At 48.0% G+C, this 12,461-nt stretch carries 13 protein-coding genes; 7 read left to right on the top strand and 6 right to left on the bottom strand.

Features of this window, described 5'->3' with window-relative positions; genetic code table 11:
- The first annotated feature begins 22 nt into the window (after positions 1–22).
- Together GJV52_RS08700 and dcd are read left to right on the top strand one after the other, a co-directional pair.
- Positions 23–448 (top strand): MORN repeat-containing protein, encoded by a 426-nt coding sequence (locus tag GJV52_RS08700; protein ID WP_095502484.1) that lies wholly within the window; start codon positions 23–25, stop codon positions 446–448.
- Positions 449–509: 61 nt separating this feature from the next.
- Positions 510–1,076 carry a dCTP deaminase gene (gene dcd / locus GJV52_RS08695; protein WP_095502485.1) on the top strand — a complete coding sequence of 189 codons (567 nt, stop codon included), beginning with the start codon at positions 510–512 and terminating at the stop codon, positions 1,074–1,076.
- Positions 1,077–1,156: 80 nt separating this feature from the next.
- On the opposite strand, the gene GJV52_RS08690 is transcribed toward dcd, so the two are convergent.
- A complete protein-coding gene (locus tag GJV52_RS08690) occupies positions 1,157–1,831 on the bottom strand; it encodes a murein hydrolase activator EnvC family protein (protein WP_100562923.1) in 675 nt (224 codons plus the stop codon).
- Positions 1,832–2,174: 343 nt separating this feature from the next.
- Between GJV52_RS08690 and GJV52_RS08685 the strand changes: the two genes are divergently transcribed.
- The 3 genes from GJV52_RS08685 to accD all read left to right on the top strand — a co-directional run bounded on the left by GJV52_RS08685 (position 2,175) and on the right by accD (position 4,541).
- Entirely contained in the window at positions 2,175–2,672 is a 498-nt protein-coding gene (locus GJV52_RS08685; RefSeq protein ID WP_095502487.1) for an FxsA family protein, read from the top strand.
- A 151-nt stretch (positions 2,673–2,823) separates the two neighbouring features.
- The gene (trpA, locus tag GJV52_RS08680; protein ID WP_095502488.1) at positions 2,824–3,609 is read left to right on the top strand and encodes a tryptophan synthase subunit alpha; all 786 of its coding nucleotides are present in this window, start codon (positions 2,824–2,826) and stop codon (positions 3,607–3,609) included.
- A 56-nt stretch (positions 3,610–3,665) separates the two neighbouring features.
- Positions 3,666–4,541 (top strand): acetyl-CoA carboxylase, carboxyltransferase subunit beta, encoded by an 876-nt coding sequence (gene accD, locus GJV52_RS08675; protein WP_095502489.1) that lies wholly within the window; start codon positions 3,666–3,668, stop codon positions 4,539–4,541.
- Between the two features lie 71 nt (positions 4,542–4,612).
- Here the strand turns inward: accD and GJV52_RS08670 are convergent, their stop codons facing one another.
- The 5 genes from GJV52_RS08670 to nirK all read right to left on the bottom strand — a co-directional run bounded on the left by GJV52_RS08670 (position 4,613) and on the right by nirK (position 8,736).
- On the bottom strand, positions 4,613–5,146 hold the full coding sequence (locus GJV52_RS08670) for a glutathione peroxidase (RefSeq protein ID WP_100562926.1): 534 nt from the start codon (positions 5,144–5,146) through the stop codon (positions 4,613–4,615).
- 311 nt (positions 5,147–5,457) lie between these two features.
- A complete protein-coding gene (gene rpsO / locus GJV52_RS08665; protein WP_095503573.1) occupies positions 5,458–5,727 on the bottom strand; it encodes a 30S ribosomal protein S15 in 270 nt (89 codons plus the stop codon).
- Between the two features lie 226 nt (positions 5,728–5,953).
- On the bottom strand, positions 5,954–6,712 hold the full coding sequence (locus GJV52_RS08660; protein WP_095503572.1) for a formylglycine-generating enzyme family protein: 759 nt from the start codon (positions 6,710–6,712) through the stop codon (positions 5,954–5,956).
- Positions 6,713–6,839: 127 nt separating this feature from the next.
- A complete protein-coding gene (locus GJV52_RS08655) occupies positions 6,840–7,415 on the bottom strand; it encodes a c-type cytochrome (protein WP_100562927.1) in 576 nt (191 codons plus the stop codon).
- Positions 7,416–7,542: 127 nt separating this feature from the next.
- The gene (gene nirK / locus GJV52_RS08650) at positions 7,543–8,736 is read right to left on the bottom strand and encodes a copper-containing nitrite reductase (protein ID WP_095503570.1); all 1,194 of its coding nucleotides are present in this window, start codon (positions 8,734–8,736) and stop codon (positions 7,543–7,545) included.
- Between the two features lie 372 nt (positions 8,737–9,108).
- Here nirK and GJV52_RS08645 point away from each other — a divergent pair, with 372 nt between their 5' ends.
- The gene (locus GJV52_RS08645) at positions 9,109–11,364 is read left to right on the top strand and encodes a nitric-oxide reductase large subunit (protein WP_095503569.1); all 2,256 of its coding nucleotides are present in this window, start codon (positions 9,109–9,111) and stop codon (positions 11,362–11,364) included.
- A gap of 197 nt (positions 11,365–11,561) precedes the next feature.
- Positions 11,562–12,461, top strand: a complete 900-nt coding sequence (prmB, locus tag GJV52_RS08640) for a 50S ribosomal protein L3 N(5)-glutamine methyltransferase (protein WP_095502439.1) — start codon at positions 11,562–11,564, stop codon at positions 12,459–12,461.

The following is a 12,461-nucleotide window of genomic DNA, read 5'->3' as shown; positions in this document are numbered from 1 at the left end:
TGAAACCATTAAGGAGTGGTTTATGTTGAAATATTTAGCGTTTTTGCCTTTAGGCTTGGCATTGTGGCAACCGGTAAACGCGGCAGTCATCGACCCTTACCAAATCAAGGGCTGCCGTTACGAAGGCGAAGTAGATAAGGCCAATACGCCACACGGCAAAGGCAGCTGGGCTTGCCAAGACGGTCGCAGCTACCAAGGCCAGTTTAAAAACGGCCGCTTCGAAGGCAAAGGCACTTACACCGTCAACACCAGCAAAACGGTATTTCTCGAGCCGTTTTCCGTCAACAGCACCCGCCTGAATAATATGGTGTTAACCGGCCAATTTAAGCAGGGTTTTGCCGAAGGTCAATTCCAAGTCACGCAAAACAACGAGCCGTTGTTTGTCATCACCTTTGATAAAGGCATGATGAAAGACGTCAAATTAACCAATCAACCTAAGAAAAAATAGTATTCAGACGGCCTTTTTTATATAGGCCGTCTGAAACCATCATCGCTTACAAGGAATCAGCATGAGCATTAAATCAGACAAATGGATTCGCCGCATGAGCGAAGAACACGGCATGATTGAGCCGTTTGAACCGAACCAAATCAAAGAAATCAACGGCCAGCGCATTATTTCCTACGGCACATCGAGCTACGGCTACGACATCCGCTGCGCCAACGAATTCAAAATTTTCACCAACATCAACAGCACCATCGTCGACCCGAAAAATTTCGACCCGAAAAACTTCGTCACCGTCGAAGACGATTGCTGCATCATTCCGCCAAACTCATTCGCACTGGCGCGCACAGTGGAATATTTCCGCATTCCGCGCAATGTGTTGACCGTGTGCTTGGGCAAATCAACTTACGCCCGCTGCGGCATTATTGTCAACGTCACCCCGTTTGAGCCGGAATGGGAAGGCTATGTGACGCTGGAATTTTCCAACACTACCCCGCTTCCGGCCAAAATCTATGCCGGCGAAGGCGTGGCGCAAGTGTTGTTCTTTGAGAGCGACGAAGTGTGCGAAACATCTTACAAAGACCGCAACGGCAAATACATGGGTCAAACCGGCGTGACTTTACCGAAAACTTGATGTGTATTCAAATAAATACCAATCAAAAGGCCGTCTGAAAACTTAGTTTTCAGACGGCCTTTTGATGATTTATTTAAAACTTATCGTGGCAAATGTGTCATCGGGTCAACTGCTTTACCGTTAATCCGCACCTCAAAATGCAGCTTCACGCGATCGCTGTCGGTGCTGCCCATATTGCCGATAGGCTGACCGGCGCGCACGTTTTGGTCTTTTTGTACCAAAATATTGTCGTTGTGCGCATAGGCGGTGATGGTTGAAGTGTTGTGGCTGATTAAAATCAATTTGCCGTAGCCGCGCACACCTTCGCCAACGTAAATCACTTGGCCGGCCGCAGCGGCTTTCACGGTTTGGCCGCGATAGCCTGAAATATCGATGCCTTTGTTAGTGACGCCGTTGTAACGTTGAATAATGCTGTTGCTGCCGTTATCCACCGGCCATTGCAGTTGCAGGCGGTTAACCGGTGTCACCGAACGTGAAGCGGAAGGATTGGCGGCGGCATCACGGCGCACTCGTAAAACTTGGCCAACTTCAATTTTGGAAGAATTCGGCAAATTGTTCCAAGCAGCCAAGGCTTGCACATTTTGGCCGTATCGCTTGGCGATGCGGTATAAGGTATCACCGGATTGAACGCGGTAATAGCCTTCCGGCACCGGTTTGGTTTGGTTGGAAGCACAGGCAGCGAGCAGCGCCACCATACCAATGAGCAAAATCGTTTTGCAGCGAGTTGAGATGGTAAGAAGTGTCTGTGTGTTCATAGGGCATAAGGATACCAAATCTGCCGTTTATCCGCCATGACCGAGCTTGGCGCATAATGTCGGTGTGATTGCGGTCGGTATGTTTGGCAAAAATATTGAAAGGCCGTCTGAAATGCTTTTCAGACGGCCTTTTCATCCAAACCAGCCGTTTCAGTCATCTTTTAAAACGTAAAAAATCCAAGCTCTATAATCCTCGCCTAAAGCCCAGTCTTTAACATTCCGTTTACTTACTTTTACTGCTACATAAGCTTACGCGTTTTCACATTTTGCCACCTTGAAAGGCGGCGCAAACACCTTTATGTTAATATCTCAAACTAACGCTAAAATCCACAAGGAACCAACCATGCAATTTTTAGGTATCGGCTTTTTGGTACTGATCTTTTTAGAAATCATGTCAATTGTTTGGGTTGCCGATTGGCTCGGTGGCGGCCTGACCTTTTTGCTGATGATTGCCAGCTTTGCACTCGGCGTATTCATGTTGCGCCGCACCGGTATGTCGGGCGTGTTGTTGGTGGGTGCGACCATGCGCAGCGGCAAAGATATTTCCATGTATCAGCTTTTGTGGCCGATTCGTTTTGCATTGGCCGGTTTGCTGTTGATGAGCCCGGGCTTTGCGTCTATGCTGGTCGCGCTGATTTTGTTGCTGCCGATTAAAGGCAAACCGATTGCCGACATGAGCATGCATACCGCCACTTTCGATCCTAATCGCGCGCACAATCCGTTTACCCAGCAATCAACGCAACCGAAAGACGACGACATCATCGATGCCGAATACACCACCGTCACCCGCGTTGATCCGCGCAGCAAAACCAAAGATTACATCGAACACAAACTCGATTAATCTGCCCCACTCCAAACAGGCCGTCTGAAAATGAATAATTTTTTCAGACGGCCTGTCTATTTACAAGGCGGCAATGTTATACTTAGACGATTATTGATTTGCATTTAGGCAGGCGCTGCGTTTAGCGTCTGAGCTTGAACACGAGAACAAGATGAGCAGAATCCAGCAAACCTTTGCCGATTTAAACGGTGCCAAAGCCCTGATTCCCTATATCACCGTCGGCGACCCTGATACAGACACCACGCTTGCACTGATGCACAGCTTGGTGGAAAACGGTGCCGGTATTTTAGAATTGGGCGTGCCTTTTTCCGACCCGATGGCCGACGGCCCAACCATTCAACGCGCTGCCGAACGTGCTTTGAAAAACCATGTTTCGCTGAAAGATGTGTTGAGCGTGGTGCGCCGTTTCCGTGAACAAAACAGCCGCACGCCGGTGGTTTTGATGGGCTATCTCAACCCGATTCACAAAATGGGCTATGAAACCTTTGCCCAAGCTGCGGCCGAAGCCGGTGTGGACGGCGTGTTGACCGTGGATTCTCCGGTCGAAACCATCGAACCGTTGCAAAAGGCACTGGAATCACGCGACATCGACTGTATTTTCCTGATTGCCCCAACCACCACCGAAGCACGCATTCAAACCATTGCCAAATTGGCCGGCGGCTTCGTGTATTACGTTTCCTTAAAAGGCGTGACTGGTGCGGCCAGCTTGGATACTGATGAAGTTTCTCGTAAAATAGAGCTTTTGCGTAAATATATCGACATTCCGATTGGCGTCGGTTTTGGCATCAAAAATGCCGAAAGCGCCCGCAAAATCAGTGCTGTGGCCGATGCTGTGATTGTCGGCAGCCGCATCGTGAAAGAAATCGAAGACAATGCAGGCCGCGAAGCAGAATCGGTCGGCCTGTTGGCGAAAGAATTAAAAGACGCCATCCGTTAAGCCAGACATCCGCCTGAAGATTAAAGGCCGTCTGAAACATCCTTTAGGAGTCATCCATGAGTTGGTTAGATAAAATCCTGCCACCCAAAATTAAACGCGATGGTGCTGAAAACGCATCATCTACCGTGCCGGAAGGCTTGTGGCACAAATGCCCTTCTTGCGCCGCGACCATTTATTCTTCCGAGCTAAAACAAAACGATATGGTCTGCACCAAGTGCAACTACCACAATCCTTTGTCCGCCCGTGAACGCTTAAACCTGCTGCTGGATGAAAACGGCCGTGAAGAAATCGGCGCACAAGTAAAACCGACCGATGCGCTGAAGTTTAAAGACAGCAAAAAATACCCTGACCGCCTGAGCGCCGCCAAAAAACAAACCGGTGAAGACGATGCCATGGTGGTCATGAAAGGCACCATGAACGGCTTACCGGTGGTGATTGCCGCGTTTGAGTTCCGCTTTATCGGCGGCTCGATGGGTTCGGTTGTGGGTGAACGCTTTGTGCAAGGTGTGCGCCGCGCTGTGGCCGACAATTGCCCGTTTATCTGCGTGGCCGCTTCAGGTGGCGCGCGTATGCAGGAAGGTGTCAACTCGTTGATGCAAATGACCAAAACCAGCGCCGCCCTGCATTTATTGAGCGAAAAAAGCCTGCCGTTTATTTCCGTGTTGACCGACCCGACCATGGGCGGCGTATCGGCCAGCTTTGCCTTTTTGGGCGATGTGGTTTTGGCCGAACCGAATGCCTTAATCGGCTTCGCCGGCCCGCGCGTGATTGAACAAACGGTACGCGAAACCTTGCCGGAAGGATTCCAACGTGCTGAATTCTTGTTGGAAAAAGGCGCAATTGACCAAATCGTTGACCGCCGCGACATGAAAACCCGCATTTGCGATTTGATTACTTTGCTCACCCGCCGCGGTAAAATTACCGCAGCTTAATCGGTTAAGCATCACAAAAAGGCCGTCTGAAAACCATGGTTTTCAGACGGCCTTTTTGCTGGGCAAATTTATTACAGTAAAGCGCGAATATCTGATTCAATTTCAGACGGCTTCACGCTCGGGGCAAAACGCGCCACGACTTCTCCATTGCGGTTGACCAAAAATTTGGTGAAATTCCATTTAATGTCGCTGCCTTCACGCTTCTCGCCAATCGAAGCCAGTTTCAGCAATAAATCTTTGAATACATGGTTGGCCTTGTCTTCCGGCTTTTCAGATTTGAGATAAACATAAAGCGGCGCAGCATTTTCGCCGTTGACATCAATCTTATCGAAAATCTTGAATTTAGTGCCGAATTTCATTTGGCAGACTTGGGCAATCTCACTACTGCTTTCCGGTGCTTGCTCACGGAATTGGTTGCATGGAAAATCCAAAATTTCCAAGCCCTGCTCGGCATATTGCGCATAGAGTTGCTGCAATTCTTCATATTGCGGGGTTAAGCCACAACGGGTGGCGGTGTTCACAATCAGCAATACTTTGCCTTTATAATCGCTCAAGCTCACTTCTTGACCTTGGGTATCTTTTACCACGAAATCGTACACTTTCATCTTGCGCTCCTTGATTGATATGACTTCACTATAAGGCCGTCTGAACAGAAACACAAGTTTTAGACGCTTGAGACTTTTGCAAAACCTCAAGAAGCCCTAAAGGCCGTCATTCCCGCGCAGGCGGGAATCCATCGCAATATCTAAGAAACCTATTTTATTCAAAAGCTTGTCATTCTGAAAAATGGATTCCCGCCTGCGCGGGAATGACGTCAGTTTAATATGTACTAGCTTTTCGAAAGAGTTTCGCAAAGGTTTCGGCCTTTAAAATAAAAAACACCGCTTTAAAAGCGGTGTTTTCAAATGCATAAATATTATTTACGCAGACCCAAACGAGTAATTACGTTACGGTAAGTTTCAGGTTTGGTACGACGCAAGTAAGTCAACAGACGACGGCGCGCGCTCACCATTTTCAACAAGCCACGACGGCTGTGGTGGTCTTTAGGGTTAGCTTTGAAGTGAGGGGTCAAGTCGTTGATGCGGAAAGTCAACAATGCAACTTGTACTTCAGAAGAACCGGTATCGCCTTCTTTACGTTGGAAATCTTTAACGATTTGCGCTTTTTGTTCTACGGTCAATGCCATGATGGAATACTCCAAAAATAAAAAGAACCTTTAAGGTTCGGACAAGTTTGCCAAGCCGAAACTGATGCAAACTCCTGATATCTTTTTCAAAGATGGCTGAATTATGCCATATTTCGGATAATGTTGCACGTTTTAATTGCAACTTTGCTGCTTTAGCGACAAAAAAGTGGCGATGCCTTGCGACATCGCCCAAGCTGCTTTGGTGATATAAAACGCCAAAAAACCTTTATTTCGCTGACGCGGCGCAGCGGAAACCTAAATTATGCAAACCGTATTTGGGTTGCAGGCTGGTGCGGATACCGAATCGCAAGAATGCGGCATAGTTGGTCGGATCGGTCGAGCCCAAAGAGGCTCCGCTACAGAACATGGAGCTGTCTGCCGAACCGGAATTCAACAGGCTGCTGTTGAAATCTTCCGTCCATTCCCAAATCAGGCCGTGCATATCGTGCAAGCCATAATAATTGGGTTTACCCATGCCGACATTGCGCAAGCCATTGCGACCGCCATCGGCATACCAATCTAAGATGGTGCGGTTGTAGCTTTCTTCGTTAGAACCGTTTTTCTGAGTGGCCGATGCCAAGCCGGCCAATTCCCATTCGTCGATGGTCGGCAGACGTTTGCCTTGTGCAGTGCAGTAGGCATTGGCGGCAAACCATGAAACATTGGTCACTGGGTGTTTCATTTCATTAGGTTTTGGCGCATAGGCGTTGCTGCCGGTTTGGTTCCAATGTTTCAAATAAGTCGGCTCGACTTGCTTTTTATTGGCCTTGCCTTTTTGCCATTGCGGATGCTTTTTCACAAATTCGGCAAACTCGGCATTGGTTACCGGATATTTGTCGATTTTGAATGACTTAACATGAATCATCGGGGTATCTTTTTTCAGATACAGCGGACGATAGCTGCCCGCCTCGATGGTGGCCATTTCAGCCGCCATCGCGCTGCCACAGACCAATAAGCTCATAACGAATAGTGAAATGGTTTTCATGATGTGTGCCTTTATGATTATGGTGAAAATCTATTTTTCAGACGGCATAGTGTTTATCAGGCCGTCTGAAAAATAAACTTAGGGTTTGATAGGCCGTCTGAAAGATTTCAGACGGCCTGAAACTGAGTTATTTGTTTTTGATTTCAGCCACTTCGGCAGCAGATACTTGACCGCCATTATTACCAAAGCTGTTCAAAACATAAGTTACTACGTTGGCAATGTCTTGATCGCTTAATGGCACAGCAGGCATCACGCCGTTGTATTCTTTGCCGTTCACTTTAATTGCGCCATTCACGCCTTTGGTTACAGCATGAACCAGTTTGGTGTTGTCTTTGGCAAAGTAATCCGATTTTTCCAATGGCGGGAATGTACCTTCCACACCTTTACCTTCTAAGCCATGACATGCCATACAGTTGGAATCATAAACAGCCTTACCCAACTTGATTTGCTCGTCTTGCGACAATTCGGCAGCAGCGGCAGGCTCAGCTTCAGCAGCTGGTTCGGCTTCGGCGGCCGGTGCCGGAGTTTCAGTAGATGCTGGTGCTTCAGCAGCTGGTTGTTCGGCGGGAACAGCTTCAGCAGAGGCCGGAGTTTCAGCCACAGGCGCGGTTTCTACGGGTTTTTCAGCAGCAGGTTCAGAACCGGAACAGGCTGCCAATACGAATACGGATGCCAATAAGGCTGCGATGGTTTGGCGTTTCATGATGGTATTCCTTTTGCGTTAACACGCTGTATTGTTATATTTATGTAAAAAGCCACCGTTATCCTAGTTTGAGCCAAGATAACAGTGGCTTTTTTATTGCTTTACTGCTTTCAATTGCTACTGTGTATTAGTAAGCATTTTGTGGTGCAGAGGCTTCAGCGGCCGGAGCAGGTGCTGCTGGAGCAGAAGCGGCAGCGGCTGCAGGTGCGTCAGCAGGTTTGTACTCAGTATCGCTCAATTTTTTGGTCATGATTTCTGGGTTTTCTTCACCTTCTACTTTCAATTGACCCAATGCACCTTTGTTGAACGCGCGGAAGATAGAGTGGTCAACCAAGGTGTAGCTGCCTGGGATATCCACTTTAAATTCTACGATTGCGGCGCCACCGGCAGGAACGATGGTGCTTTGTACGTTTTCGTTAATCAGTTTACCGCCTTCAACATATACTTTGTCGAAGATTTCGCCGATGACGTGGAATGAAGATACCAAGTTAGGACCACCGTTACCTACGTACATACGCACAGTATCACCAGTTTTGGCTTTCAGTGCATTGTCACCAGCAATCGCGCCAACGTGACCATTGAATACAACATATTCAGGTTGTTCTTTAACTGCTTTGTCCATATCAAAGGCTTGCAGACCTTGGGCGCCGTATTTACCTTTGGTATAGAAGTCGCCTTGCACGATGTAGAACTCTTTATCCACTTTTGGCAGACCTTCTTTAGGTTCAACCAAAATCAAACCATACATACCGTTGGCGATGTGCATGCCCACAGGCGCAACCGCACAGTGGTAAATGTACAAACCGGCTTGCAATGCTTTAAAGCTGAAGGTTGAAGTGCGGCCAGGAGCAGTAAAGGTTGCTTCAGCACCACCGCCAGGACCGGTTGCAGCGTGGAAGTCAACGTTATGCGGAACGGTAGAAGAAGGATGGTTAGAGAATTCTACTTCTACGGTATCGCCTTCGCGTACACGAATCATTTGGCCTGGAACGTCACCATTGAAAGTCCAGTAGTGGTAATCCACACCGTCAGCCATTTTCATGGTTTTTTCTACGGTTTCCATTTTCACACGAACTTTAGCAGGATGATCGCGATCGATGGCAGGTGGCACTTCAGGTGCATGGGTAACAATTGCATCAATTACCGGCAACTCACCAGCAGGGGTTTCGGCAGCAGCAGATTGCTCAGCAGTTGAAGCAGCAGATGCAGAAGCTTCTGCAGTAGCAGCCGGCTGTTCGGCCGGTTTTTCTGCTGCTTGCTGACCGCAAGCAGCCAAAGCGAATACAGAAGCGATGATTGCAGCTAAGGCTTGGCGTTTCATAGTGATTTCCTTTTTTGAAGAAATGTTAATTGGCTTGTTGTTTGAACCCATTATGTAGCTTTATGAATTTACGTATCTTGACCTAAATCAATTAATTCATAAAATATGCAATTTTTAATCAAAATTTCATTTCAAATCACTACTCTTTTATGCTCAAAGTCATAGATAAGCAGCAAATTTTCAGCCAAATCTTACCGATATATTTCCAATAAAAAGACTAAAAAAGCTTAAATTTAATTTATATCAACCTTTTAATGATAAATATCCATAGAAATCGTTTTACTAAAGTATAAATCATGCTACAATCTTTAACATTCATATTTGATGAATTAAATAAGCCATTTACCATTTACCAAAACAAGGAGTACTAAAATGGGACAGTACAAGAAACTTTGGCTACTGCTGATTGCAGTGCTGACAGTCTGTTTCACCATTCTTGGTTATATGGGTAGCGAGATCTATAAGAAAGCACCTCCTTACCCTGAACAAGTCGTTACCACTTCCGGCAAAGTGTTGATGACCAAAGACGACATTCTCGCCGGCCAATCCGCTTGGCAAACCACCGGCGGTATGGAAGTTGGTTCCGTATTGGGCCACGGTGCCTACCAAGCACCTGACTGGACTGCAGACTGGCTGCACCGCGAGCTGGTGGCATGGTTAGACTTGACTGCCCAAGCTGATTACGGCAAAAAATTTGATGAGCTGACTGCTGAAGAGCAAGCTGTATTGAAAACCCGTTTGCAAGATGAATACCGCGTTCAAAGCTCTGTAAAAGAAGACGGCTCGGTAGTCATCAGCGATACGCGCGCTAAAGCCATCGAAACCATTCTGCCTTATTACCACGGCGTTTATGGCGACGATCCTGCGCTGCAAACCACCCGTGAACACTTTGCAATGAAAAACAACACCTTGCCAAGTGAAGAAGCGCGTGAAAAATTGTTTAATTTCTTCTTCTGGACTGCATGGTCTTCTTCAACCAACCGTCCTGACGAAGTGTTTACCTACACCAACAACTGGCCGCACGAACCTTTGATCAACAACGTGCCGACTACTGAAAACTACATGTGGTCGTTCACCAGTATCGTTCTGTTGCTATTGGGTATTGGCTTGCTGATGTGGGGTTACTCATTCCTGACCAAACACGAAGAAGTAGAAATCCCGACTGAAGATCCGGTAGCGAAAATTGCGCTGACACCTTCTCAAAAAGCTTTGGGTAAATATGTATTCCTGACTGTTGCATTGTTCTGTGCACAAGTATTGCTGGGCGGTTTGACTGCGCACTATACTGTTGAAGGGCAAGGTTTCTATGGCATCGATAAAGCATTGGGCATTGAAATTTCTGACTGGCTGCCTTACTCGCTGACCCGTACTTGGCACATCCAATCGGCGATTTTCTGGATTGCCACAGGCTTCCTGACGGCCGGTTTGTTCTTGGCGCCAATCGTCAATGGTGGTAAAGATCCTAAATTCCAAGTAGCAGGCGTTAACTTCCTGTATATCGCCCTGTTTATCGTGGTAGTTGGTTCATACGCCGGTAACTTCTTCGCCTTGTCACACATCATGCCGCCTGAATTGAACTTCTGGTTCGGCCACCAAGGTTACGAATACTTAGACTTGGGCCGTTTCTGGCAACTTCTGCTGATGGTCGGCTTGCTGTTGTGGCTGTTCCTGATGTTGCGTTGTACCGTAAACGCCTTCCGCGAAAAAGGCACCGACAAAAACTTGCTGGCGATTTTCGTAGCGTCTATGGTTGGTGTGGGTGTGTTCTACGCACCAGGCTTGTTCTACGGTGAAAAATCTCCAATTGCCGTGATGGAATACTGGCGCTGGTGGGTGGTTCACTTGTGGGTAGAAGGCTTCTTCGAAGTATTTGCTACTGCCGCATTTGCCTTTATTTTCTACAACATGGGCTTCGTACGCCGCAGCACCGCAACTGCTTCTACTTTGGCCGCCGCCGCCATCTTCATGATGGGTGGTATCCCAGGTACTCTGCACCACTTGTACTTTACCGGTTCGACTTCTGCCTCTATGGCCATCGGCGCATGTTTCTCTGCCTTGGAAGTGGTACCTTTAGTATTACTGGGTCGTGAAGCTTACGAACATTGGTCTTACCAAAACACTACTGAATGGGCAAAACGCCTGCGTTGGCCGCTGATGTGTTTCGTGGCCGTAGCATTCTGGAACATGATTGGTGCCGGTGTATTCGGCTTCCTGATTAACCCGCCGATTTCATTGTTCTACATCCAAGGCCTGAACACCACCGCAGTTCACGCACACGCAGCTTTGTTCGGCGTATATGGCTTCTTGGCACTGGGCTTCGTATTACTGGTGGCCCGCTACATCAAACCGGAAGCACAATTTGACGACAAATTGATGACTTGGGGCTTCTGGCTGCTCAACGGCGGTTTGGTCGGCATGATTGTCATCAGCCTGTTGCCAATTGGCGCCATCCAAGCTTGGGCTTCTGTATCGCAAGGTTTGTGGTATGCCCGTAGCGAAGAATTCCTGCAGATGGAACTCTTGGATACCTTACGCTGGGTTCGTACCGCAGCTGACTTGGTGTTCATCGGCGGCGCATTCTGTGTCGCATGGCAAGCCACCAAAATGGTATTCAGTCGCAGCAAATAATGTTTGATTGCTGACTTTAAAGGCCGTCTGAAATATTTCAGACGGCCTTTTACCTGCTCGTTTTAAACCAATTTAATCACCTTTCCTACACATGATTTTATACGCCAAACACCCTTTCTCTCACGGCAACCGACAGCTTTTCAGACGGCCTTTTCTGCTATAATGCCCCTATTCCAACCTTTACGGCGACAATCATCATGTTTACCCAAGCAGCCAAAGAACTCACCACCATCCGCGACATTTTGCGCTTTGCCGTCAGCCGCTTTAACGATGCCGAGCTTTTCTTCGGACACGGCTCCGACAACGCCCACGACGAAGCTGCTTATCTGATTTTACACACGCTGAACTTACCGCTCGACACGCTCGATCCGTATCTCGATGCCAAGCTGTTACAAACCGAAAAAGAAGAAGTATTGGCACTCATCGAACGCCGCGTTACCGAGCGTCTGCCGGTTGCCTACCTGACCAATCAAGCATGGCAAGGCGATTTTGACTTTTATGTTGACGAGCGCGTCATCGTGCCGCGTTCTTTCATCTATGAATTACTAGGCGATTCGCTCACCGCTTGGATTGAATACCCCGAATTGGTCAACCGCGCGCTCGACCTTTGCACCGGCAGCGCCTGTTTGGCGATTCAGATGGCACACCACTACCCGGCTGCCGAAATCGATGCCGTCGATTTAAGCTTGGACGCACTCGAAGTCGCCGCTATTAACGTCGAAGAATACGGCTTAGAAGACCGAATCAGCCTGATTCACACCGACTTATTCGAAGGCTTGGAAGGCACATACGACTTAATCGTTTCCAACCCGCCATACGTCGATGCCGAATCCGTTGATACCCTGCCCGACGAATACTTGCACGAACCGGAATTGGCACTCGGCAGCGGCCAAGACGGCTTGGATGCCACCCGCGAAATTATTTTGCAAGCCGCTAAGTTCCTCAATCCGAAAGGTGTATTGTTGGTCGAAATCGGCCATAATCGTGATGTGCTCGAAGCCGCCTACCCTGAACTGCCATTTACTTGGCTAGAAACCAGCGGCGGTGACGGCTTCGTCCTCCTGCTTACCCGCGAACAATTGCTGGGCGAAGAATAA

Origin of the sequence: Neisseria brasiliensis, assembly GCF_009671065.1 — a bacterium.
In the GTDB taxonomy this organism is placed as follows: Bacteria; Pseudomonadota; Gammaproteobacteria; order Burkholderiales; family Neisseriaceae; genus Neisseria; species Neisseria brasiliensis.
The sequence above is the reverse complement of the archived record's forward strand: the minus strand, read 5'-3'. Positions and strand labels throughout refer to the sequence as shown.

Excerpts from the sequence above, each read along its gene's own strand:
- GJV52_RS08685 (WP_095502487.1), top strand. The coding sequence starts at position 2,175 with ATGCAATTTTTAGGTATCGGCTTTTTGGTACTGATCTTTTTAGAAATC.
- GJV52_RS08645 (WP_095503569.1), top strand. The coding sequence starts at position 9,109 with ATGGGACAGTACAAGAAACTTTGGCTACTGCTGATTGCAGTGCTGACA.
- GJV52_RS08655 (WP_100562927.1), bottom strand. The coding sequence starts at position 7,415 with ATGAAACGCCAAACCATCGCAGCCTTATTGGCATCCGTATTCGTATTG.
- prmB (WP_095502439.1), top strand. The coding sequence starts at position 11,562 with ATGTTTACCCAAGCAGCCAAAGAACTCACCACCATCCGCGACATTTTG.
- GJV52_RS08670 (WP_100562926.1), bottom strand. The coding sequence starts at position 5,146 with ATGAAAGTGTACGATTTCGTGGTAAAAGATACCCAAGGTCAAGAAGTG.
- nirK (WP_095503570.1), bottom strand. The coding sequence starts at position 8,736 with ATGAAACGCCAAGCCTTAGCTGCAATCATCGCTTCTGTATTCGCTTTG.
- GJV52_RS08700 (WP_095502484.1), top strand. The coding sequence starts at position 23 with ATGTTGAAATATTTAGCGTTTTTGCCTTTAGGCTTGGCATTGTGGCAA.
- accD (WP_095502489.1), top strand. The coding sequence starts at position 3,666 with ATGAGTTGGTTAGATAAAATCCTGCCACCCAAAATTAAACGCGATGGT.
- trpA (WP_095502488.1), top strand. The coding sequence starts at position 2,824 with ATGAGCAGAATCCAGCAAACCTTTGCCGATTTAAACGGTGCCAAAGCC.
- rpsO (WP_095503573.1), bottom strand. The coding sequence starts at position 5,727 with ATGGCATTGACCGTAGAACAAAAAGCGCAAATCGTTAAAGATTTCCAA.
- GJV52_RS08690 (WP_100562923.1), bottom strand. The coding sequence starts at position 1,831 with ATGAACACACAGACACTTCTTACCATCTCAACTCGCTGCAAAACGATT.
- dcd (WP_095502485.1), top strand. The coding sequence starts at position 510 with ATGAGCATTAAATCAGACAAATGGATTCGCCGCATGAGCGAAGAACAC.
- GJV52_RS08660 (WP_095503572.1), bottom strand. The coding sequence starts at position 6,712 with ATGAAAACCATTTCACTATTCGTTATGAGCTTATTGGTCTGTGGCAGC.